21 protein-coding genes are annotated in these 22,782 nt (G+C 36.0%); 13 read left to right on the forward strand and 8 right to left on the reverse strand.

The features are described from left to right. Positions 1 to 23: 23 nt before the first annotated feature. The 3 genes from DI487_RS01370 to DI487_RS01380 are packed head-to-tail and all read right to left on the reverse strand — an operon-like array spanning position 24 to position 1,635. The gene (locus DI487_RS01370; RefSeq protein ID WP_109568059.1) at positions 24 to 233 is read right to left on the reverse strand and encodes a hypothetical protein; all 210 of its coding nucleotides are present in this window, start codon (positions 231 to 233) and stop codon (positions 24 to 26) included. After that, on the reverse strand, positions 230 to 1,201 hold the full coding sequence (locus DI487_RS01375; RefSeq protein ID WP_109568060.1) for a DUF6268 family outer membrane beta-barrel protein: 972 nt from the start codon (positions 1,199 to 1,201) through the stop codon (positions 230 to 232). Before DI487_RS01375 ends, DI487_RS01370 begins: the two co-directional genes overlap by 4 nt. Before the next feature lie 2 nt (positions 1,202 to 1,203). Then, positions 1,204 to 1,635 (reverse strand): hypothetical protein, encoded by a 432-nt coding sequence (locus DI487_RS01380; protein WP_109568061.1) that lies wholly within the window; start codon positions 1,633 to 1,635, stop codon positions 1,204 to 1,206. A 171-nt stretch (positions 1,636 to 1,806) separates the two neighbouring features. On the opposite strand from DI487_RS01380, the gene DI487_RS01385 reads away from it, so the two are divergent. The 9 genes from DI487_RS01385 (at position 1,807) to DI487_RS01425 (ending at position 14,221) form a co-directional block, all read left to right on the forward strand. Beyond that, on the forward strand, positions 1,807 to 4,029 hold the full coding sequence (locus DI487_RS01385) for a RelA/SpoT family protein (protein WP_109568062.1): 2,223 nt from the start codon (positions 1,807 to 1,809) through the stop codon (positions 4,027 to 4,029). A 79-nt stretch (positions 4,030 to 4,108) separates the two neighbouring features. After that, on the forward strand, positions 4,109 to 4,561 hold the full coding sequence (locus DI487_RS01390; protein WP_109568063.1) for a Fur family transcriptional regulator: 453 nt from the start codon (positions 4,109 to 4,111) through the stop codon (positions 4,559 to 4,561). A 30-nt stretch (positions 4,562 to 4,591) separates the two neighbouring features. Then, entirely contained in the window at positions 4,592 to 5,863 is a 1,272-nt protein-coding gene (locus DI487_RS01395) for an adenylosuccinate synthase (RefSeq protein ID WP_109568064.1), read from the forward strand. 106 nt (positions 5,864 to 5,969) lie between these two features. Beyond that, the gene (locus DI487_RS01400) at positions 5,970 to 7,640 is read left to right on the forward strand and encodes an OstA-like protein (RefSeq protein ID WP_109568065.1); all 1,671 of its coding nucleotides are present in this window, start codon (positions 5,970 to 5,972) and stop codon (positions 7,638 to 7,640) included. A 26-nt stretch (positions 7,641 to 7,666) separates the two neighbouring features. After that, a complete protein-coding gene (locus tag DI487_RS01405; protein ID WP_109568066.1) occupies positions 7,667 to 8,854 on the forward strand; it encodes an aspartate aminotransferase family protein in 1,188 nt (395 codons plus the stop codon). Positions 8,855 to 8,964: 110 nt separating this feature from the next. Continuing rightward, positions 8,965 to 10,359, forward strand: a complete 1,395-nt coding sequence (locus DI487_RS01410) for a tetratricopeptide repeat protein (protein WP_109568067.1) — start codon at positions 8,965 to 8,967, stop codon at positions 10,357 to 10,359. Positions 10,360 to 10,426: 67 nt separating this feature from the next. Further along, on the forward strand, positions 10,427 to 11,398 hold the full coding sequence (locus DI487_RS01415) for a DUF368 domain-containing protein (RefSeq protein ID WP_109568068.1): 972 nt from the start codon (positions 10,427 to 10,429) through the stop codon (positions 11,396 to 11,398). A gap of 1 nt (position 11,399) precedes the next feature. Next, entirely contained in the window at positions 11,400 to 12,161 is a 762-nt protein-coding gene (locus DI487_RS01420) for a shikimate dehydrogenase family protein (RefSeq protein ID WP_109568069.1), read from the forward strand. 173 nt (positions 12,162 to 12,334) lie between these two features. After that, positions 12,335 to 14,221 (forward strand): DUF349 domain-containing protein, encoded by a 1,887-nt coding sequence (locus DI487_RS01425; protein WP_109568070.1) that lies wholly within the window; start codon positions 12,335 to 12,337, stop codon positions 14,219 to 14,221. 55 nt (positions 14,222 to 14,276) lie between these two features. Here DI487_RS01425 and DI487_RS01430 read toward each other — a convergent pair whose 3' ends face one another. Beyond that, a complete protein-coding gene (locus DI487_RS01430; RefSeq protein ID WP_245896489.1) occupies positions 14,277 to 15,281 on the reverse strand; it encodes an aldo/keto reductase in 1,005 nt (334 codons plus the stop codon). 78 nt (positions 15,282 to 15,359) lie between these two features. Next, the gene (locus tag DI487_RS01435; protein WP_109568072.1) at positions 15,360 to 16,271 is read right to left on the reverse strand and encodes a helix-turn-helix domain-containing protein; all 912 of its coding nucleotides are present in this window, start codon (positions 16,269 to 16,271) and stop codon (positions 15,360 to 15,362) included. A gap of 183 nt (positions 16,272 to 16,454) precedes the next feature. On the opposite strand from DI487_RS01435, the gene DI487_RS01440 reads away from it, so the two are divergent. Together DI487_RS01440 and DI487_RS01445 are read left to right on the forward strand one after the other, a co-directional pair. After that, positions 16,455 to 17,339, forward strand: a complete 885-nt coding sequence (locus DI487_RS01440; protein WP_109568073.1) for a LysR family transcriptional regulator — start codon at positions 16,455 to 16,457, stop codon at positions 17,337 to 17,339. An 81-nt stretch (positions 17,340 to 17,420) separates the two neighbouring features. Beyond that, complete coding sequence (locus DI487_RS01445; protein ID WP_109568074.1) at positions 17,421 to 18,359, forward strand: YeiH family protein; 939 nt, start codon at positions 17,421 to 17,423, stop codon at positions 18,357 to 18,359. Here the strand turns inward: DI487_RS01445 and DI487_RS01450 are convergent. Continuing rightward, complete coding sequence (locus tag DI487_RS01450) at positions 18,356 to 18,667, reverse strand: antibiotic biosynthesis monooxygenase family protein (protein WP_109568075.1); 312 nt, start codon at positions 18,665 to 18,667, stop codon at positions 18,356 to 18,358. The genes DI487_RS01445 and DI487_RS01450 overlap by 4 nt on opposite strands. 406 nt (positions 18,668 to 19,073) lie before the next feature. On the opposite strand from DI487_RS01450, the gene DI487_RS01455 reads away from it, so the two are divergent. Together DI487_RS01455 and DI487_RS01460 are read left to right on the forward strand one after the other, a co-directional pair. Then, complete coding sequence (locus DI487_RS01455) at positions 19,074 to 19,547, forward strand: Dps family protein (protein ID WP_109570569.1); 474 nt, start codon at positions 19,074 to 19,076, stop codon at positions 19,545 to 19,547. A gap of 372 nt (positions 19,548 to 19,919) precedes the next feature. After that, entirely contained in the window at positions 19,920 to 21,179 is a 1,260-nt protein-coding gene (locus DI487_RS01460; protein ID WP_109568076.1) for an NAD(P)/FAD-dependent oxidoreductase, read from the forward strand. A 62-nt stretch (positions 21,180 to 21,241) separates the two neighbouring features. Here DI487_RS01460 and DI487_RS01465 read toward each other — a convergent pair whose 3' ends face one another. Together DI487_RS01465 and DI487_RS01470 are read right to left on the reverse strand one after the other, a co-directional pair. Further along, positions 21,242 to 22,117: a DUF808 domain-containing protein gene (locus DI487_RS01465; RefSeq protein ID WP_109568077.1), complete on the reverse strand. Its 876-nt coding sequence runs from the start codon at positions 22,115 to 22,117 to the stop codon at positions 21,242 to 21,244. Positions 22,118 to 22,214: 97 nt separating this feature from the next. Further along, entirely contained in the window at positions 22,215 to 22,646 is a 432-nt protein-coding gene (locus DI487_RS01470) for a VOC family protein (protein WP_109568078.1), read from the reverse strand. Positions 22,647 to 22,782: the final 136 nt, after the last annotated feature.

Consider the following 22,782-nt stretch of genomic DNA (forward strand, 5'->3'; position numbering starts at 1 on the left):
CTTATCCATTTTTTAAAATCACTTTATTCAATTACAGTACATATAAATCCTATCTTTTTAAGTCTTTTTTCTATAATTCGAACGGTAAAATCTATTCCTTCTATTCTTAAAATCTTATCACAATCTTCCAAATCAAAATTTATTTTACACTTTGGAAACTCAGCAATTAATATGTTAAGTATTTTCTTTGCCTCTTTTTCCTCTTGCACATTAGTTTTAAATATTTCGATCATTTCTTTTTCTTTTGTAAAGGATTAAAGGAAATACCTAAATTAAAGTAAAAAGAAGCATCTGGATTAGCTTTAAAAATATAGTCATTGAGCGTTGAATTCTTTTCTGTTATTTTAGATATTGGCACATATTTTAAACCTGATCTAAAGGTAATGATAAATGAATTCCCTAAATAATGTTCATAAATTAAACCGGAGTTGATTTCCATTTGATTGAAACTATATGTTTTAGAACTATTTTGCGAATCATATACATAAAAATAAGTTCCTTCTAAAGTACTACCCAAAGAGATTCTACCATCAGTAAAAACATGTTTTCTCATTAACACACTTTTAGGCAAAACAATATCTGCTATCCAACCATTATTAAACTTATGCTCATAACCAAAAGTCAAAAATACGGGAACTAATGCATTAGGATCTACCAAAAGGACTACACCTAAAATCATTTTTGTTTTAGCATTAGCCTTAAGAACCAGCGTTCCGGTAGCCATTCCTTTAATTCGTTCAAAATGCTGATCGCTACCATCTATAATTGTACTAGCAGAAAAAACAGCTGTTTTTTTAAACAATCTTGAAAAATAAGTAGCATTCAGAGAAGTAAAGTGATAATGAAAATCGGATTTACTTTCTATATCTAGAAAATTATAATCTATCTTATTATAATTGTAATTTAAAGTAGTTCCCAATATCCATTTTTTCTTCTTCAGAAAATTGATATTTGAACTAATTCTAAACTGTGAAAAACGCTCTACTCTTCCGTTAGGCAAATCCGAATCAGGATATTGAGATGAAAAATTATGAGGTGTCTGCTCTTGGTATTCAATATTTAAAAGTCTTGTAATAGGAAATCTATCGGTTACTCCCATTATTGCTTTTTGAGGGATACTGTCTTTTTTATTTTGGGAAAATAAGCTGTTACAATTCAAAAAAAGTAAAAACCCTAAAATAAGAAATCTTATATTTTTCATTTTTAAGTTAAAGATTTTATTTGTTTATCAATTACATCAAAAAAATAAATGGCTGTAAAAATCTCTTTTAAACCCATATTACTTATCAATTTTTCTATTCTTAAAAAAGATGTCTTCTTTTCATCTTTAATTATTATCCAAAAATCATCTACAAATGCTCTTTTATTAAATAGTTCAATTTCATTCTTGAGCATAAGAAACCACGAATCATCTTCAATCATTAATTTTTGAACAGATACAAAGACAATTCCTCTCTGTTTTTGTTCAACTTCAATGATTTGAAAACTATAATTTAAAACATCAATAAGTGTAACTGATTTATTATAGCAGTTTAAAAAAAGTCGTAAATAATTCAAATCCACTACTTTTTTAGCTCTCTGTTCTGTAGTAAAAGGCAAATACTTTAATAATTTTAACTGTTCTCCAACATTCATTTTTTGAATAACAATATTTATTTCTGCTTATTAGTCCAAAAATAGTATCTTGCAATAAAGTGATCTTTTTTTTAAAAAGGCAAGCGGACAAAAAAGCACCTAAAAAGGATTCAAATAAAATTGTTAATTTCATTACTTTGTACTAACTTTAGATAGTTATTGAGGTTTTATATGGTAGAAATAGATTTAGAAGCAGAAAACAAAGCCATTGCGCAAGAATATAAAGAGCTTTTACGCATCAGTTATCAAACACTTTCCGACGAGGATAAGAAACTGATCCGTAAAGCTTTTGATGTAGCAGTAGATGCTCATAAAGAGCAAAGAAGAAAATCCGGAGAAGCCTATATTTTCCATCCTATTGCCGTAGCTAAAATTGTTGCTGCGGAAATCGGTTTGGGAGCTACTTCTATCGCTGCTGCCCTAATGCACGATGTCGTTGAAGACACCGATATCACTGTTGAAGATATAGAGCGAATGTTTAATCCTAAAATTGCGAAGATCGTTGAAGGCTTAACCAAAATTGCCAAAGTAAAAACCGATCAGGATATTTCGCTTCAAGCCGAAAACTTCCGAAAAATGTTGCTGACACTCAATGAAGATGTTCGGGTAATTCTAATCAAAATAGCCGACCGTTTGCATAATATGCAGACGATGGAAAGCATGGTTGACTATAAGCAGGCTAAAATTGCCTCTGAAACGCTATATATTTATGCTCCGTTAGCACATCGTTTAGGTTTGTACAACATTAAAACCCAACTGGAAGATCTGGGGTTAAAATACACAGAACCTGACATCTACAACGAAATTGTCAGCAAAATAAAAGAGACCAAACAGGAACAGGATGCTTATATCAAATCCATTTCAGATGTTTTGACCAGATCTTTAGACGATGAAGGTATTGAGTTCATCATCAAAGGAAGACCGAAATCCATTTATTCTATTCGTAGAAAAATGCGTGCTCAGAAAGTAACATTTGATGAAGTGTATGACAAGTTTGCCTTACGTATCATCTATAAAGCCACCCAACACGACGAGAAGTTCTTAGCCTGGAAAATTTATTCCATAGTTACCGATCATTACCGCCCGAGTCCAAGTCGTCTGCGTGACTGGATCTCTTCTCCGAAATCAACCGGATACGAAGCCCTGCATACGACCGTTATGGGTCCCAAGGGGCGCTGGGTAGAAATTCAGATCCGTAGCGAACGTATGGATGAAATCGCTGAAAAAGGATATGCAGCACATTACAAATACAAAAATTCAGATGATACCGAAGAACATACATTAGAGATCTGGCTCAATCAATTAAAAGAAGCTCTGGAAAATCAGACTTCAAATGCTGTAGATTTTGTCGAAGATTTTAAATTAAACCTGTATTCCAAAGAGATCTATATTTTTACTCCTAAAGGAGATATTAAATCCTTACCTAAAGGAGCTACTTCTCTTGATTTTGCCTTCTCTATACACTCTGAGATCGGAGTACATACAAGAGGTACTCGTGTCAACGGAAAACTGGTTCCGCTAAATCATATTTTAAACAGTGGAGATCAGGTAGAAGTCATCACTTCTCCTAATCAAAAGCCTACAGCTCAATGGTTGGATTACGTTACTACATCTCGTGCTAAAAATAAGATTAAGAATGTACTGAACGAAGACATCAAAAAAATAGGAGAAGACGGAAAAGAAATACTGGCTCGTAAACTTCGCCATTTAAAAATCAATCTTTCCGAAAATGTTATCAATGAATTAGTTGTATATTTTAAATTACAAACCAGTCTGGATCTGTTTTACAGAGTAGGTATAGGCACCATCGACAACCAACAGTTAAAAGATTTTGCAGCCCAGAAGAACAATACTTTGGTAAACTTTTTCAAGAAAACCATCAAGCGTTCTCCGAATCCGCAACCGGAAATCATTCAGCGTAATGAGATCAGCAAAAAATATGACATGCTGGTTTTCGGAAAAGAACAGGAAAAACTGGACTACAAACTGGCTAGTTGCTGTAACCCTATTCCCGGAGATGATGTATTTGGTTTTATTACAATCAATGAAGGCATAAAAGTACACAGAAAAGATTGTCCGAATGCTATTAGTTTACAGTCTAACTATGCTTATCGTATCATTCAGGCCAAGTGGATCGACTCCTCTCAGGAAGATTTCAAAGCCATTATAGAAATCACAGGAATGGACACCTTAGGCTTAACGAATGAATTAACCAAAGTGATCTCTAACGAGATGCACGTAAACATTCAAAACATATCACTAAGCGGAGAAGCGGGTATCTTTAAAGGGCGAATTACCGTTATTGTTCCCAACAATACTGTTTTGAAAAAATTAATTGATAATATTAAAAAAGTAGACGGCGTAGACAAGGTGAATCGGGTGTATCAGAACTAAGATCTCAACTTCATTTTCAGAGATGTTTTTCACATTCAAAAAATAAGAGTATCTTTGTAGCTGTTTCATTTTATAACTAATGGAAAACAACAACAATCAGGAAATTGTAAAAAACGTATTTACCAAATACTTAGAAGAAAAAGCACATCGTAAGACCCCTGAACGGTATGCTATTCTTCAGGAAATATACAATTCAAACGAACATTTTGATATTGAATCCCTGTATATCAAAATGAAAAACAAAAACTATCGCGTTAGTAGAGCAACACTATACAACACCATAGAATTACTTTTAGATTGCGGTTTAGTTCGTCGGCATCAGTTTGGCCAAAACCAAGCGCATTATGAAAAATCCTATTTCGACAAACAACATGACCACATTATTTTAACCGATACAGGTGAAGTTATTGAATTTTGCGATCCACGCATCCAGCAGATCAAAAAAACAATGGAAGATATGTTCGGAATCGAAATTCAGAACCACTCGCTTTACTTCTACGGAAGAAAAAAAGAAAATAACACAACAAACTAATACTAACTTATAATTTCTAACTGCTAAAAAATGACTGTAGATTTACTACTGGGACTACAATGGGGCGACGAGGGTAAAGGAAAAATCGTTGACGTTCTTACTTCAAAATACGATATTATTGCCCGTTTTCAAGGAGGACCGAATGCCGGACACACCTTAGAATTTGATGGTATCAAACACGTTTTAAGAACAATTCCTTCCGGGATCTTTCACAAAAATGCCATTAATATTATCGGAAACGGCGTGGTTATGGACCCTGTTGTTTTCCAAAAAGAAATTGAAGGTTTAGCTAAATTTGATATGGATGTAACCTCTAAGTTATTCATATCTCGCAAAGCACATCTTATTCTACCCACTCACCGATTACTCGATGCAGCTTCTGAAGCTTCTAAAGGAAAAGCAAAGATCGGTTCCACATTAAAAGGAATCGGACCAACTTACATGGATAAAACCGGAAGAAACGGTTTACGTGTAGGAGACATTGAATTAAACGATTTTAAACAACGTTATAGAGCCTTAGCAGACAAACACGAAGCCATGATCGCTTTTTATGATGTTGACCTGCAATACGACTTAAAAGAAATGGAAGAAGAATTTTTTGAAGCTATTGCAGCCTTAAAAAAACTAACTTTTATTGATAGTGAAGACTATTTAAACAAAGCTTTAAAAGAAGGAAAATCTATTTTAGCTGAAGGAGCTCAGGGCTCTTTATTAGATGTTGATTTCGGAACATATCCTTTCGTTACTTCATCAAATACTACTGCTGCCGGAGCTTGTACCGGTTTAGGTATTGCGCCTAACCGCGTTAAAGAAGTTTTCGGAATTTTCAAAGCATATACAACCCGTGTGGGTTCTGGTCCATTTCCTACTGAACTTTTTGACGAAACCGGCTCAACTATGGCAAAAGTAGGAAACGAATTCGGTTCGGTGACCGGTCGTGCCCGTCGTTGCGGATGGTTAGACCTCGTAGCTTTAAAATATGCTGCTCAGATTAACGGAGTAACTCAGTTATATATGATGAAAGGAGATGTACTTTCCGGATTTGATACTTTAAAAGTTTGCACTGCTTATAAGTATAAAGGTCAAACAATTGATCATTTGCCTTACAACATAGAACCTGAAAATGTTCAACCGGTTTACACAGAATTAAAAGGCTGGAATGCAGATTTAACAGGAATGTCTTCCTATGAAGAACTTCCACAGGAACTAAAAGAATATATTGCTTTTATTGAAAAAGAAGTAGAAGTTCCTATAAAAGTTATATCAGTTGGTCCGGATAGAACACAAACTATAGTGAAATAATACACAAAGCGTCCCACAAAAAAGTAGGACGCTTTTTTTATAAAAAATTCTTAATACTCAAAGGCTTTTAGAGTTTTTACTTATTTTTGAACCAAAATATCAAAGTTTGAAAAAATTAGCCTTATATATTATTTCCCTGTTCAGCTGCTTCGCACTATTAAATGCTCAGGAAACCAAAAAAATAATTGTAGAAAATTCGGATTTTGTAGATCGGAATCAAGACGAAATTCCCGGAGCTACCGTTTTTACCGGAAATGTGAAAGTCCTGCATAATGGCGTAAAGATCAATTGCAACAAAGCCTATTACTTTGATCAGGAAAATTACATCAAAGCATTCGGAAATGTTCGTATAAATCAGGGAGACAGCATTACCCTGAACAGTCGCTATGCTGAATATGACGGACAAAAAGAATTGGCTTTTGCGACCGGAGATGTATATTTGCGCTCTCCTGAATCTACTCTGACAACAGATACAATCTATTTTGACAAAAAAAATCAAGTTGCTTTTTACAACAGTTACGGTACAATTGTAAACAAAGAAAATACCTTAAAGAGTAAATCCGGAAAATACTTTGTTCAGTCTAAAAAATACCAATTCAACACCAAAGTTGTTGTTACCAACTCAAAAGCAAAAATAGAGACCAATCACTTGGATTTCTACGAAGACTCCGGACATGCTTATGTTTTCGGACCATCAACTATTACAAACGAAGGAAATGTCATTTATACTGAAAACGGCTTTTATGACACCAAGAACAATACAGGGAAACTATTAAAGAACTCCACAATAACGTATGATAATAAAATTATTGAAGGAGATGATCTTTACTACGACCAATCCCGAAACTTTTCCAGAGCCGTCAATAATGTCAAAATCACGGATACGATAAACAACATGGTTGCCAAAGGGCATTATGCGGAAATGTGGCGCGATCCTGTAACCCGAAAAGATTCCATCATATTAACGAAACGAGCTGTTGTTATTACAAAAGTAGAAGACGACTCGCTGTATATGCACGGCAAAAAAATTCTGGTAACCGGTCCTCCCGAAGACCGAACGATCAGAGCTTTTAACAACGTGCGCTTTTACAAGACCGATATGAGCGGAAAATGCGATTCTATCCATTCCAATAATAAAACAGCTCTGACACAATTAATCGGAAACCCTGTTCTATGGAATAATGAAAATCAAATGACCGGTGATGTTATGCATCTTATCGGTAACAACCAAACAGAGCAACTGGATTCACTGAAAGTTTTGAATAATGCTTTTCTGGTCCAAAAAGATACCTTAAGCCAAAACGGCTACAATCAGATGAAAGGACAAAACCTATTCGGAAAATTCAGGGACAACAAACTAAGTGAAGTTGATCTCGTTAAAAACACAGAATCCATTTATTACATCTATAACGATGATAATGAACTTATTGGTATAGACAAGAAAAAGTGCAGTAAGATTAACATGCAGATCAGCAACAACCAGATAGAAACGGTAACTGCATTTGACAAAATAGAAAGCAATCTTTACCCTGAAAGTGAATTCCCTGAAAATGCCAGAAGGTTAAGAGGATTTATATGGAGAGGAGACGAACGCATTACATCTAAAGAAGGGATCTTTCCGGAAGAAGAGAACCTTATTCACGAACAAATCCTAATCGAAAGCAGGAAAAAAGCATTAGAAGAAGATGTTCCTATGGAAGTTTTACCGGAAACTTTAGAATACGACAAAAATAATCCGGATAACAAAGACAAGAAGACTGTAGAAAAACAGCCCTGATCTAACTTTTATTCACTCAATTTACCATGCTTAACGATTTTTTCAAATATCAGGCACAAACCTCTGAACATCCTTTAGCAATAGAGATATCACATGCTAAAGGAAGCTATATTTACGATACTAACGGTAACGCTTATCTCGACTTCGTAGCAGGAGTTTCAGCAAATACATTAGGACATCAACCTAAAAGAGTCAACGATGCCATTAAAGCGCAATTAGACAAATATTCTCATGTAATGGTATACGGAGAGTTTGCCCAACATCCTGCAACAGAATTCTGTAAACTACTCGCTACTCACCTACCTGAACCGTTGAATAAAACCTATTTGGTCAATTCCGGAACCGAAGCTATTGAAGGTGCTTTAAAATTAGCCCGGAGAGTCACCGGAAGAAGTCAATGGATCTCTTGTTATAATGCTTACCACGGAAATACAATGGGAAGTATGAGTGTTATGGGGTACGAAGAACGCAAACAAATTTTTCGTCCTCTAATTCCCGATGTTGACTTTATCACCTTCAACAACGAAGACGATCTAGAAAAAATAACCACTAAAACTGCCGGCGTTCTGTTAGAAACCATTCAAGGCGGTGCCGGTTTCATCCAACCGGAAAACGGTTTTTTGAAAAAAGTACGCCAGCGATGTGACGAAGTAGGTGCCCTATTGATATTAGACGAAATTCAACCGGGTTTTGGCCGTACCGGAAAATTATTCGGTTTTATGAATTACGATATAGTTCCTGACGTTTTGGTTATGGGTAAAGGAATGGCCAGCGGTATGCCGGTTGGTGCTTTTACAGCCTCTGATGCTATGATGGATCTATTAAGCCATGATCCTAAATTAGGACACATCACGACTTTTGGCGGACATCCTGTAATAGCTGCCGCTTCACTGGCCACTTTACAGGAAATAACGGAAAGCCATTTAATGGAAGAAGCTTTAGAAAAAGAACAATTATTCCGGGAACTTTTAGTTCATCCGCTTATTACTGAAGTCCGTGGTAAGGGTTTAATGCTTGCAGCCATGACAGAAAGTCCTGAAATCACTAATCGTGTCATCTTAGAATCCCTTAAAAGAGGCGTTATCATGTTCTGGTTACTCTTCGAAGGTAAGGCAATTCGTATAACCCCTCCGCTTACTATATCAAAAGAAGAAATCAAAGAAGGTTGTGGCATCATTATTGACATACTAAATGAAATAGCAAACGAAAATTAAGAGCGATCTGAATTGTTAATTAAATTGTTTAAAACAATTTGCTATTCAAAAAATCGACCCAAATATATTCCTTACTTTTAGTAAGGACAAAACCATAAATTGCAAAGCGTATGAGATTGAGTCACGATGAAGATGAAAACAACCTTTCACTATCCAAGTTTGAGTCCATGTTGAAAACGAATAAAGTTTTCTTTTTCGATTCGGAAGAATTCGAAGACATAGTACTCCATTACATGGATACCGGAAGGCTAAATTTAGCCAAAAAAGCTTTAAAACTTGGTTTAGAGCAACACCCTAAGTCAACAGGTTTAAAGCTGGTACAGGTTGAAATGCTGGTTTACGAAGACAAATTAGACCTTGCAGAAAAACTCTTGGGTGAATTGTATGCCATTGAACCTACAAATGAAGAGATCTACATTCAGCAGGCTAATATATTTTCGAAGAGAGACGAACATGCTAAAGCAATCGATTCCCTGAAAGTCGCCTTAAAGTACACCGAGGACTATGCTGATGTATATTCAATGATTGGTATGGAATATCTTTTCATGGACGATCTGGAAAAAGCCAAAGAATTCTTTATCAAATGTCTGGAAGAAGACGAACAGGATTATTCCTCCTTATACAATGTTGTCTATTGTTTTGACTTTTTAGACCAAAATGAAGACGCCATCCGTTACTTAGAAAAATTCATTGACAGAAGTCCATATAGCGAGGTAGCCTGGCATCAGTTAGGCCGCCAGTACTATGCTTTAAAAAATTACGAAAAAGCTGTTTGGGCATTTGATTATGCTACTTTAATTGATGAATCTTTTTTAGGTGCTTATTTAGAAAAAGCAAAGGCACTTGAAAAACTAAAACGTTATCAGGAAGCCATTGACTGCTACACAATAACAACAGAAATTGATGATGCGACCTCTTTCGCGCTGTTGCGCATGGGAAAATGCTATGAAAAGCTGGGAAACAAAGAACAAGCATTAAAATTCTATCATAAAACTGTTCATGAAGACCCCTTACTTGACAAAGGCTGGATCGCTATTACCGATTTTTACCTTCATGAAAAAAACTTCCAGAAAGCTCTATATTATGTTAATAAAGCTTTAGGAATTGACGGGGACAATAGCTTTTACTGGAAACGCTATGCTGCAATAAATGATGCCCTTCAGTTTTATGAAGAAGCCGAATTAGGCTATAAAAAAGCATTTGAGAACGGTGATATTAATCCGGACACTTTTGTTTTATGGGCCAATTCATTACAACAATTAGGCGAATATGATTCCGCTATTGAAGTATTGTTGCAATCCATAGAAGTTTTTCCAGATGAATATGAAATCGAATACCGTTTAGCAGGATTGTATTATTTAGTAGGTGATGGCAAAAGCGGAAAATTTCACCTGACAAATGCCTTGCGCTTAAATTTCAACAATCATACAATTCTATCGGAAATTTTCCCAAGCGTATGGACAAAGAAAGCTGTACAAAACCTTATTGAAAAATTTAGAAACTAATTGATAATTACAAAGTCATTTTACAACACTACCTTTTAGCGGAGTAAAATGGCTTTTTTTATGAACTATGAGAAAACTTTTCCCCGACTACCTTTTCATTACGCTAAAAGGAATTGCTATGGGAGCAGCCGATGTTGTACCGGGAGTTTCCGGAGGAACCATTGCTTTCATTTCCGGAATTTATCAGGAATTGATCGATAGTATCAATAAAATTAACCTGAGTACTTTAAAAAGTTTAAAAACAAACGGATTAAAAGCAACCTGGGGAGCTATAAACGCTAATTTTCTAGTTGCTTTGCTTCTTGGTATCGGGATCAGTATCTTTACTTTCTCTAAAGTCATAACACATTTACTGGAAACACATCCTGTTTTAGTATGGTCTTTCTTCTTCGGATTGGTACTGGCCAGTATTGCTTTTATATGGAAAGAAATTACACATTGGAAAGCACGAAGCATTATTGCGTTACTTTTAGGAACGGTACTTTCCTATTACATCACCATTGCAGAACCGACTCATTCTCCTGACAGTTATCCATACCTCTTTTTGTCGGGTTTTTTAGCTATCATTGCTATGATTTTACCGGGTGTATCAGGAGCTTTTATCCTACTTTTAATGGGGTCTTACGCAACGGTTATTGGCACGATCAACCAACTAAGAGAAGGCATTACACAAATGAACTCTGAACTTTTAGGACAAGCTATACTTAAGCTTGTTGTTTTTGCCTTAGGTGCTATCTTAGGCTTAAAACTGTTTTCCCGCATACTTACCTGGATGTTTGCCCATCATAAGAATACCACTTTGGCTTTATTGATCGGTTTTATGATCGGTTCACTGAATAAAATATGGCCTTGGAAAGAAGTTTTGGAAACAAGGATCAACAGCCATGGCGAAACGGTTCCCTTTATAGAAAAAAGCATTTTACCGCAATATTTTAACGGCGACCCTAAAATTATTTGGGCAATCGTTATGGCATTGGCAGGATTTTTAGTAATTTTTGGACTTGAAAAATTAGCCCTTCAATTAGGAAAAAAAGAATAAAATGGGAAAAAAGAAAAAATTCAAAAAACAGGTAAAATTTGGTTTAATGGGCAGAAATATTTCCTACTCCTTTTCCAGAAAATACTTTGCTGAAAAATTTGCTTTGCTTCATTTTGACAATTGCGAATATGTGAATTTTGATCTGCCTAAAATTGAAGATTTCCCCCAATTACTAAAAGACACAAAGGGATTGCGCGGACTCAACGTGACAATTCCTTATAAAGAAGAGATCATCCCTTATCTTGATGCGCTTTCTAAAAATGCCCGAAAGATCGGCGCAGTCAATACGATAACTATTTCAAAGAATAAAAAACTAAAAGGCTACAATACAGATTATTACGGTTTTAAAAAAGCATTACTCCCCCTATTAGAAGAGCACCATACTAAAGCACTGATCTTAGGAACCGGCGGAGCCAGCAAAGCTATTGCTTTTGCGTTGCGCAAATTAAAGATCGAATTTGATTATGTAAGTCGCACACCATCTGAATATGAGCTTTCGTATGACGAACTTACAGCCGATGTTTTTAAAGAATATACAATCGTTATCAATACTACCCCACTCGGCACACACCCTAAGGTAGATGAATGTCCCCCACTTGACTATTCTTTGTTCACCGCCAAACACATTGCTTTTGACTTAGTGTACAATCCGGAAGAAACCACTTTTATGAAAAAAGCGAAAGAACAAGGTGCTAAAATCCAAAACGGTTACGAAATGTTAGTTTTTCAGGCTGAAAAAGCTTGGCGCATCTGGAATAAATAGTATATCACATTTAAACCTGATAGAAAAACAGACAGCAAACAACAAACCCGGAACTATCATTCAACAGGACAATTCATTAGCTTAAAAAAACGATACATTTATCGGATTTTCTTTGAATTCTCATTCCGCTTTACTATCTTGGTGCAGAATTAGTAACCTTAAGCATTTATAAAATGTTAGAAGATAAGCATGATAACCTGCAAGAAGCAGATGGACAACCACAATTAGAGTCGCAAGAAAATGTTGTTGTAAAGAACCAATCTGCTCAGGATGAAATTGACAATTCCAACGCAGAAGAAAATGAAGACGACTCAATTAAGGATCGCCATAGCATCCCGATGTTAGATTACGATTCCATGTCCATGGACGAACTTACCGATGAACTTCAGAAATTGGTAAAAAATCATCCGGTAATGTCTTTTAAAGATCATGCTGAAGAAATTCGCAAAGCTTTCATGAACCATTATCAGCATCTGATGGATGAAAAAAGAGATGAGTTCAATGCTTCTAATACGGATGAAAATGTCGAATTCGAATACCACTTACCAATAAAGAACCGTTTTGACGAAGTATACGGCGATTACAAGAACAAACGCAATCAGCATTACAATCAGCTTCAGAAAAACTTGAAGAGCAATCTATCAAGACGAAATGAGTTGATCGAAGAGCTAAAAGCTTTGGTAGACAATACAGATGAAACGCTTTCTATTGCAGATATGTTCAAACGCTTGAACGACATTCGCGAGCAATGGAAAACGGCAGGAGCTATTCCGAGAGACAAATACAATATTGTCTGGAATAACTACCATTTTCACATTGAACGTTTTTATGACCTGATCCATTTGGACAAAGAAGCCCGTGATCTGGACTTTAAACACAACTTAGAACAAAAACAAGAGATTATAGATAAAGCTAAAGAGCTGCTTCAGGAAGAAGATGTTTTAAAAGCTTTCAGAGAATTACAACTGTTACACCGTGTCTGGAAAGAAGAGATCGGACCTGTGGATCGCGAACACCGCGAAGCCATCTGGAACGAGTTCAGCGAGGTAACTAAAGAGATGCACGACAAACGAGAAGCGTATTTGTCGACTATCAAAGAACGTGAAGTAGAGAACTTAGCAAAGAAAAAAGGAATCATTGATCAGATCATTGCTCTAAGCGAAGAAGAGATCAACAGTCACAATGCATGGCAGGCTCAGATCAAGAAAATGGAAGAAATGAGAGAACGTTTCTTTAAAGCCGGAAGAGTTCCTGCAGAAGTTACAGAGCAAACCTGGGACGAGTTCAAAACTGCCGTTCGCAATTTCAACGCTAAGAAAAATGCTTTTTACAAAGAAATTAAAAACGAACAACAGGACAACCTGAATAAAAAGCTAGCTTTAGTAGAACAAGCCAAGTCCTTAAAAGATAGTGAGGATTTCAACACAGTTACTCCGATCATGAAAAAAATTCAGGATGACTGGAAAAAGATCGGTCATGTACCACGAAAATATTCCGACAAGATCTGGACTGAGTTCAAAAATGCCTGCAACCATTATTTTGACCGTTTACACAAAGTAAGAAACGCCGAAAACAAAGAAGAAGTAGAAGCTTTTGAAAATAAGAAAGCTTATTTAGAAGATTTAAAATCTTTTGTTTTAAGCGGCGATCACAAAACAGATCTGGATGCGATCAAAGGACATATAGAAGCTTGGAAATCTATTGGAAGAGTACCTTTTAACCGTCGCCATATTGAAGGAAAGTTCAACAAAATATTAGATGCTTTATTTGAAAAGCTAAGCTTGTCTAAAAAAGATACTGAATTAATGAAGTTTGATGCCAAACTGGAACAATGGGTGGAAAATGAAGACAATCATGCTATTGAAAAAGAGCAGTTCTTCATCAGAAAGAAAATTGATGAAGTGCAAAACGAAATTTTCCAATTGGAAAATAACATACAGTTCATCACTAACGCTAAAAAAGACAATCCGTTCTTAAAAGAAGTACAAAAGAACATTGAACGCCACAAGGATGATCTGAAACTTTGGAAAGAAAAGTTAACAAAACTCAGAGAGATCTAATACAAAAAACCCAAGCTAAAGCTTGGGTTTTATTTTTATGAAAATGTTGGTTGATCTAGTTGTTCACCAATTTCATAGCACCTTCGTTGTAGCGATTCCCTACATTAGGGTATTTCGCCAGAATAGCATCTATTGTTCTTAAATCTTCTCCTGTAAGTACCACATCAACAGCCTTACTGTTTTCTTCTAATCGTGTTATTTTACGCGTTCCCGGAATAGGAATGATGTTTTCTCCCTGATGCAATACCCAAGCCAGTGCTAATTGTGCTGATGTAATGCCTTTTTCGATTGCAAACGCTTTAAAAGCATCCGTAAGGTTCATATTATTTTCTAAATTCTCTCCCTGATAGCGCGGCAATGTTTTTCTGAAATCTCCGGCATCTAAAGCCGATACATTGAAATCATTTGTAACCAAACCCCTCGCCAAAGGTGAATACGGAACCAAAGCCATATTAAATTCATTTACCGTATTTAATATCTCTCCTTCCACGTCCCGTGTCAACAAAGAATATTCACTCTGTAAAGCCGCAATAGGGTGAATCGCATTCGCTTTGCGGATGGATTCCGGTGAAGCCTCACTCAATCCCAGATAACGTACTTTTCCCGCTTGTACCAAGTCAGCCATGGCACCAACCGTTTCCTCTATCGGCACCTGTGGATCTACCCGATGTGCATAATACAAGTCAATTACATCTACACCCAAACGTTGCAAACTGGCATCAACAGCCTGTTTTACATATTCGGGAGAACCGTCAAAATAGGTGTCTACAGCATTGCTGTCACCAACCTTTCCGTTGCGAAAACGAAAACCGAACTTTGTTGCTAAAAATACTTTATCCCGATTGTCTTTGAGTATTTTAGACAACAGAACTTCATTGGCTCCGTTACCATACATATCCGCAGTATCCAGAAAGTTAACTCCTAAGTCTAATGCTCGTTGCAGTGTTTTTAAATTCTCACTTTCGTCAAACGGACCATAAGCAAAGCTCATCCCCATACAACCTAAGCCTAAAGCGGAAACTTTTTCGTTGCTGTTTCCTAAAATTCTATACTTCATCATAATTATTTTTTTGATACAACAAAGTTATCCCGAAAGGATTCTTTTAGCTTATAGATTTCAAAGCATCACTTATAAATTTCAAATATTTGTACTTCCTCTAGCCTGCAACGGATTTTTTCCTGTTTTACGTTTAAAGAAGTTCGTAAAATAAGCCGGTGTGTCAAATCCGAGGCTGTAAGCAATCTCCGAAATACTCCAATCGCTGTGTTGCAATAATGCCCATGCTTCCTGAACAATGCGTTGTGCAATATGCTGCGTTGTGGTTTGTTCGGTATGTTGTTTCACCACTCTGTTCAAATGGTTGACATGAACCGAAAGTTGTTCTGCATATTGATTAGCAGTCGTCATAGCCAACGGATCGTCGGGTGAATCTACCGGAAACTGCCGCTCCAGCAATTCCAGAAACAAAGCTACGATCCGTTCAGAGGCATTGTGATGCTTTTGGAACGTATCAGCCGGTTGCATTTTCATAGCTTCGTGTATAATTAAATGCAAACAATTGCGAACGACATCGTATTTAAAAGGGTAATCGGACTGTATCTCTGCATACATCTTTTCGAAGATCCTTGAGATCTCCTGTAATTGTGCTTCGTTCAGAAAATAAACCGGATTCCCACCTACCCGATATAAAGGCGATTCTTTCAGGCTGCCGGCACGCTCGTTGTTCAGTAAAAAAGATTCGGAGAACAAAGCAAACCAACCTTTCTGATCCTGAGAGGTAATTTCCCATGAATATGGTATTTGCGGATTACTGAAAAGCAAAGCCGGTCGGTCAATAAGTAAGTATTGATTAGCATATTGCAGTTTTCCGGTTCCGATAACCAGAGATACTTTGTAAAAATCACGGCGCATATACGGCGCTTTAATGCTGCATTGCTCTCGGGAAAACACATTGATATGCCCCGCTCCGGTATTGTCTAACGGTAAATTTAAAGCATTGGCTCTGGGAACACGTTGGTAAAACTGCTCTATATTTTCGGTTGTTTTCATCTTGTAAAATTATAAAATTCAAACGAAACTTATTTTTTACTTGGATAATTTTAACAGAATAAAACACTTCTCTCAAATACTAAATCTCTTAAAAGAATCTTTAGACTAAATATAGATCTGTTTTCAGTTGTTTTCCTTTTTCTATAAAAAACCTACCTTTGACCTTTATCCAAGTCTTTGTATATGTTTGATTACCGTTTAAAAGTATTTTATACCGTTGCTACTCGGCTGAGTTTTACCAAAGCCGCACAGGAATTGCATATCAGTCAGCCTGCTGTAACCAAACACATCAAAGAAATCGAGCAACAGTTCAACACCAAACTGTTTGACCGCAAAGGCACGAGCATTCAACTTACACAAAGCGGTAAAATCTTATACGACTATGCCGTAAAAATCAGAAGTATTTACCGCGATCTGGAATTTGAAATCCATCAGGTGAACCAAAAACAAAAAGGTAAACTCAGAATCGGTGCCAGTACCACTGTTGCACACTATATCTTACCGGAAATTCTGGCTACTTTTCATGCGTATTACAAAGACATTCAGATTGAACTGCTTACGCACAATACCGAAACCATTTCTTCCTTATTGGAAAACCACACTATCGATCTGGGCATTATAGAAGGTGCTTCACAATCCTCTCTTCTGGAATACCACCCTTTTAAAAAAGATGAAATTGTATTGGTCGCTCAGGCGCAACATCCTTTGGCCAATACGACTCTAAAAGTAAACGACCTGTATGCTATGGAACTCGTTTTTCGTGAACCAGGTTCGGGTACTCAGGAATTTATCGAAAAACATTTACAAGACAAAGGGATTATTCTTGACAAACTACAGGTCATTATGCACTTAGGAAGTAGCGAAAGCATCAAAAATTACCTGTTACATTCTCAGGCAATGGCATTTTTATCCATCAGCAGTATTTTTCAAGAATTGCAAAATCATACACTCTCTATAATTGATATTAAGAACTTTAATATTAACCGTACGTTCCAACTCATTTTACCCAAAGGCGAACGTTCGGAACTTATTACGCTCTTTATGCGATTTCTTACTTATAACTTTTAGTTATCCATTAGAACAAAATACGATTGGTTTTGTACTATAAAAATAAAGACTTTTGAACTCTGAAATTCAAAAAGTCAACTGATGAAAAGCATTGCACAACCGCATCTCTACACGAAACTGTTATTTATAATCTTAGGACTATTGTGTCTGACTCCGCTCATTTCTTCGCCCTTAGCATTGGCGTTGGGTTTTATTACTGCAATTGCCATAGGCAATCCGTTTGAAAAACAATTACACGGCGCCATACACTTACTATTACAAATCTCAATTGTAGGGTTAGGCTTTGGCTTACAGATAGACGAAGCGTTAGCCGCCGGAAAAACCGGTTTTAGTATAACTGCTGTGAGTATTTCTGTTCTTTTAATTCTGGGGTACGTTTTCGGTAAAATTTTTAAGCTGGAAAATTCCTTGTCCTATCTGATCTCCGTTGGAACTGCCATTTGCGGCGGAAGCGCTATTGCTGCCGTTTCCCCTATTATCAAATCAGATACCCGACAAATCTCATTGTCCTTAGCTATTATCTTTACGCTTAATTCTATTGCCTTGTTTATTTATCCGGTGATCGGACACTTTTTAGGACTAACACAGGAACAATTCGGTTTGTGGTGTGCCATTGGTATACACGATACCAGTTCGGTTGTAGGAGCCGCTTCTAAGTACGGGAACGAAGCGTTAAAAATTGCCACTACCGTTAAACTAGCACGGGCTTTATGGATCATTCCGGTTTCTTTATTTTCTATGTTCTGGTTTAAGAACCAAACGTCAAAAATCAAAATTCCATGGTTCATCGGTTTGTTTGTATTAGCCATTCTGCTGAACAGTTATTTTCCTGTTCTCAATCCTTTTACCCCTGTTGTCACTCAAATAGCTAAAGCCGGATTAACCTTGACCTTATTCCTTATCGGTTCTACTTTAACACTCCGCACCCTGAAAACCATCGGAAGTAAACCTTTAGTCTTTGCTGTTATTCTCTGGAGTATAATCAGTATCGGAAGTTTATATTTTATTACTCATTTTTAAAATGAGTACTCCCGCTCTACTTTAGCTATCCTTACTTTATACTGTTCGTACCACAAAACTTTTCCTCTTTCCTGAGCTAAAAGGTGTTCGCTGTTTTGTTTCCAGGCTCGTATAGCTTCGAGGTTTTCCCAATAGGAAACTGTGATCCCGATCTCATTACGAGCACTTTCCAACCCTAAAAAACCGGGTTGGCTCTCTGCCAGTTCGATCATTCGGGATGCTGTTTCTGCATATCCTTCATCGATAGCGGTTCTGACTGACGTAAAAATTACTGCATAATACGGAAGTTTTTTATTTTCTGTGTTCATCTGACTTATTGAAATTAAACAATTTAAACTTTAACAAAACCTTAAGCTAAGTTAATTATTTAAGCGCTGATTTCTTCGTAAATTTGGGTAACAAAATAGCTCAATAAATTCATCCACCTATTTTAGTTTTTACTAAAGTTTAATTAAAATTTACAGCTATGAATACTTTAGATTTCCCCAATCTAACGTTACAACAACAAAAATCCTTTCTTTTAAACAGCCAAAATACATCTTTAGCTGTATCGAAATCTCTTGCTTCAAAAGAAGGGCTTCACTGGATTCATTTCAGGCGAGGACATTTTATGCTATAAATATCTGTTATAACATTTTATTATAGACAGTCTTTTATTTTTTATTTGAACTATACTTTCAAATGAATTTCGATAATCTTAAATTAAAATCATATATGAAAACGAACATTGGAATTACCACCGAAAACCGTCAGGCAATTGCTGAAAAACTATTTGCCATTTTAGCAGATGAATTTGTGTTATTTTCTAAATTACTGAATGCGCACTGGAATGTTGAAGGTTCTGACTTTCATAGTGTTCATACTTATTTAGATGAACTGTACCACGAACAGTTGGAAACCGTTGACGAAGTAGCCGAATACATTCGTATTATAGGACATTATGTTCCGGCTAATTTATCTAAATATCAGGAATTAACGCATTTAAGTGAAGTCTATGAAGGTAAAAATGATAGTCAGAGCTATTTTGCTGAACTTTTGAACACGCACGAAAGCATTATCATCAATCTGAGAGAAAAAATTGCTCCTTTTGCCGAAGATTACAAAGCTGAAGGAATGAGTGATTTTATTACCGGTCTAATGAATAAACACCAAAAAACAGCCTGGATGCTGAGAGCCCATCTCAAATAAAAAATAAATTAAGAGCACTTGAGTTTTACAAACTCCAAAACCTGTTTGAAGTATTTACACTAATATTTCGTTTTCGTTAATAAAAATTCAACGATTTTTTGATTTCATAAATAATAATTGATTAATTTTATTCCGTAAAACGTTCAAGTGCTCTTTTCTGTTCATAGAATACTTGAAATCAAAACAATACCATAAAACGCTCTACTCTTTTATTACAAAACAAGACAATCATTAACCCAAAATCAATAATCTAATGTATCATCATCTACATTTCAGGAGCGATTGTTCCTTTTATTCTATTATTCACAATCTGAACAATCACCCTCAAAAATTACTGTTTAACTGACGTTTCATCATTTTTAAAACTATAAAATGAAAAAACAAATAATCATCGTAGGCGGTGGATTCGCCGGACTAAAGCTGGCACGAGAATTATCCGATTCTGATTACAAAGTAATGGTCATTGACCGAAATAATTTTCACCAATTCCAGCCTCTATTTTACCAAGTTGCAACTTCACGCCTAGCGGCCAGTAATATTTCCTTTCCTTTACGAAAAGTTTTTAACGGTTCCCGCAATGTAACATTACGTATAACAAACGTATTGAAAGTGGTACCGGAAACGAATACTATTATTACAGAGATCGGCGATTTTCAATATGACTATTTAGTATTTGCCACCGGAGCCGATACCAATTATTTTGGTAATGAAAACATACGAAAACATGCTTATCCTATGAAAAGTACTGTAGAAGCCATGTATATTCGTATGCGTATTCTCCAGAATTTTGAGGATATGTACAAAACCAAAGACGAAGATACCAAAGAGAGTTTGTCTAACTACGTAATAGTTGGTGGTGGTCCTACAGGGGTTGAATTAGCCGGTGCCCTAATGGAAATGAAAAAATATGTTTTACCAAAAGATTATCAGGATCTGGATATCAGCAGAATGAAAATTTATCTGGTTGAAGCCGGACCAAGATTACTAGGTGCTATGTCTGAGTTCTCGTCTAAAAAAGCTGAAAAATACTTAACGGAAATGGGCGTTAATGTTATGCTAAAGACTCAGGTAAAAGATTATGACGGAAAATGGGTAGAATTAGCTGACGGTACTAAAATACGTTCCCGCTTGTTGATCTGGGCAGCCGGTGTCGCCGGAAACTATCCTGAAGGTATTGACAAAGCAATTAAGGTAAGAGGCAATCGAATTAAAGTCGATGAATATCATCAGATTGAAGGTTATGAAAACATCTATGCTATAGGTGACATTTCTTACATGGAAACCAAAAAATTTCCTCATGGTCATCCTCAGTTAGCCAATGTTGCTATCCATCAAGCAGGTAATCTGGCACATAATTTTGAAAAACTACTACATGACAAAAAGTTAAAACCTTTTCAATACAAAGACAAAGGAAGTATGGCAACCGTAGGACGTAGTAAAGCAGTTGTGGATTTACCGAAAATAAAATTCGGAGGCTTTATTGCCTGGCTAACCTGGATGTTACTTCACTTATTGTTCATCATGGGAATGCGTAACCGAATTCATGTTTTTGTGAACTGGACGGCGGCCTATTTTAATAAAAATTCGTCACTCCGCCTGATCTTTAAACCTTATATCAGAGATGATAAATAAATTATACAGAACTAAAAAAAACCGAAGTATATCTTCGGTTTTTTTATATAGTTTAAAGTATGTTATTTTTTCTTAAAAACAGTAAGTAGTTTACCGAAAGTCTTCACTACAAAAACTACTAAAACTCCGGCTATTAAACCAGAAACTATTTCTTTGATTATAGAAGGTACTTGCGGAAACAAATGGTGTAAATAATCTATATTGTGTACCAAGATTCCTCCGGAAACCAAAATAAGAGCTACTGTCCCGATAACTCCCAGTAACCGGATCACAACCGGTAAGGCTTTTATTAAAAATTGTCCTAGACTTGACAAAAAACCTTTTCTATTGTTGGAACGTTTCAACAGTTTAAAACCGGCATCATCCATTCTTACGATCAATGCTACTATTCCGTATACTCCCACAGTTGCTAAAAAAGAAACAATAGTAACCGTTATAATCTGTGTTCCTATGCTTTTGTCTAAAACTGTTCCTAAGGCTATTATAACGATCTCAATAGACAAAATAAAATCGGTTGTAATGGCTGATTTTACTTTTACTTTTTCCGCCTCTAATCCATTATCGATATTTTCATCCGATTGGGCTTCGACCACTGTTTCTGAGCGATGAAAAAGATATTCAATGATCTTTTCTACTCCTTCAAAAGCCAGATATAACCCTCCGAAAACTAAAATGACTTTAATTGCTATCGGAAAAAAGTAATTCAATACTAAAGCGATCGGTATAATGATCATTTTATTCAGTAATGAACCTTTAGTGATCGCCCAAAGTACCGGCAATTCTCTTGACGAAACAAAACCTGTTGCCTTCTCTGCATTTACTGCTAAATCATCACCTAAAATACCTGCTGTTTTTTCGGTTGCAATTTTACTGCTCATTGCTACATCGTCCATCAAAGACGCAATATCATCTAAAATCGCAAAAATACCTGATGCCATAAAATAGTATTATTTTTTAATTGGGTTGTAAAATTAATCTTTATTCTTATGTAAATAGTAAAATGAAGTTTTAAAATTTTTATCATGAATCGGTTCTTTATCCTTTATCATTAGGATCAAAATTCACTATCCATTCAATACCGTATTGGTCTCTAAACATACCAAAACAAGCTCCTAAAGAGCTTTCCTCCATAGGCACTTCAATTTGTCCGCCAGCCGAAAGTCCTTTAAATAATCTGAGTGCTTCTTCTTTACTTTCAGTAGTTATCGAAATTTTACTTCTATTTTCATTTTCGTTTGTTCGCCCCATACTTTCCGGGACATCATTTGCTATTAAAAAATTTTCCCCAATGGGTAATGCTATGTGCATTATTTTATTTGCCTCTTTTTCTGAAACCGGGAATTCCGGACTTGAAATATCTTTGAAACGGATAATTTTTGCAAACTCTCCACCAAAAACCGATTGGTAAAATATAAAGGCTTCTTCTGCATTTCCATTGAAATTAATATGAGGGTTAATCTGTGCCATGGTTTAACTGTTTTGTTTATATGAATTTAGTTAAATCGGTAATCATAATCGCTTCACTTCTTCCTTTTGGAGTATTTGAAAATCATAGATCTTCCAATTCCTTATTTTGGTAAGCGCTTCGCTTCTTCCCTTTCGA

The organism is Flavobacterium sediminis, from assembly GCF_003148385.1.
Taxonomy (GTDB): domain Bacteria; phylum Bacteroidota; class Bacteroidia; order Flavobacteriales; family Flavobacteriaceae; genus Flavobacterium; species Flavobacterium sediminis.

What these genes read in the sequence shown, in the direction of transcription:
- DI487_RS01450 (WP_109568075.1), bottom strand. Translation starts at nt 18,667, where the DNA reads ATGAACACAGAAAATAAAAAACTTCCGTATTATGCAGTAATTTTTACG.
- DI487_RS01425 (WP_109568070.1), top strand. Translation starts at nt 12,335, where the DNA reads ATGTTAGAAGATAAGCATGATAACCTGCAAGAAGCAGATGGACAACCA.
- DI487_RS01385 (WP_109568062.1), top strand. Translation starts at nt 1,807, where the DNA reads ATGGTAGAAATAGATTTAGAAGCAGAAAACAAAGCCATTGCGCAAGAA.
- DI487_RS01465 (WP_109568077.1), bottom strand. Translation starts at nt 22,117, where the DNA reads ATGGCATCAGGTATTTTTGCGATTTTAGATGATATTGCGTCTTTGATG.
- DI487_RS01435 (WP_109568072.1), bottom strand. Translation starts at nt 16,271, where the DNA reads ATGAAAACAACCGAAAATATAGAGCAGTTTTACCAACGTGTTCCCAGA.
- DI487_RS01405 (WP_109568066.1), top strand. Translation starts at nt 7,667, where the DNA reads ATGCTTAACGATTTTTTCAAATATCAGGCACAAACCTCTGAACATCCT.
- DI487_RS01445 (WP_109568074.1), top strand. Translation starts at nt 17,421, where the DNA reads ATGAAAAGCATTGCACAACCGCATCTCTACACGAAACTGTTATTTATA.
- DI487_RS01440 (WP_109568073.1), top strand. Translation starts at nt 16,455, where the DNA reads ATGTTTGATTACCGTTTAAAAGTATTTTATACCGTTGCTACTCGGCTG.
- DI487_RS01410 (WP_109568067.1), top strand. Translation starts at nt 8,965, where the DNA reads ATGAGATTGAGTCACGATGAAGATGAAAACAACCTTTCACTATCCAAG.
- DI487_RS01455 (WP_109570569.1), top strand. Translation starts at nt 19,074, where the DNA reads ATGAAAACGAACATTGGAATTACCACCGAAAACCGTCAGGCAATTGCT.
- DI487_RS01460 (WP_109568076.1), top strand. Translation starts at nt 19,920, where the DNA reads ATGAAAAAACAAATAATCATCGTAGGCGGTGGATTCGCCGGACTAAAG.
- DI487_RS01380 (WP_109568061.1), bottom strand. Translation starts at nt 1,635, where the DNA reads ATGAATGTTGGAGAACAGTTAAAATTATTAAAGTATTTGCCTTTTACT.
- DI487_RS01420 (WP_109568069.1), top strand. Translation starts at nt 11,400, where the DNA reads ATGGGAAAAAAGAAAAAATTCAAAAAACAGGTAAAATTTGGTTTAATG.
- DI487_RS01370 (WP_109568059.1), bottom strand. Translation starts at nt 233, where the DNA reads ATGATCGAAATATTTAAAACTAATGTGCAAGAGGAAAAAGAGGCAAAG.
- DI487_RS01415 (WP_109568068.1), top strand. Translation starts at nt 10,427, where the DNA reads ATGAGAAAACTTTTCCCCGACTACCTTTTCATTACGCTAAAAGGAATT.
- DI487_RS01390 (WP_109568063.1), top strand. Translation starts at nt 4,109, where the DNA reads ATGGAAAACAACAACAATCAGGAAATTGTAAAAAACGTATTTACCAAA.
- DI487_RS01375 (WP_109568060.1), bottom strand. Translation starts at nt 1,201, where the DNA reads ATGAAAAATATAAGATTTCTTATTTTAGGGTTTTTACTTTTTTTGAAT.
- DI487_RS01430 (WP_245896489.1), bottom strand. Translation starts at nt 15,281, where the DNA reads ATGATGAAGTATAGAATTTTAGGAAACAGCAACGAAAAAGTTTCCGCT.
- DI487_RS01470 (WP_109568078.1), bottom strand. Translation starts at nt 22,646, where the DNA reads ATGGCACAGATTAACCCTCATATTAATTTCAATGGAAATGCAGAAGAA.
- DI487_RS01395 (WP_109568064.1), top strand. Translation starts at nt 4,592, where the DNA reads ATGACTGTAGATTTACTACTGGGACTACAATGGGGCGACGAGGGTAAA.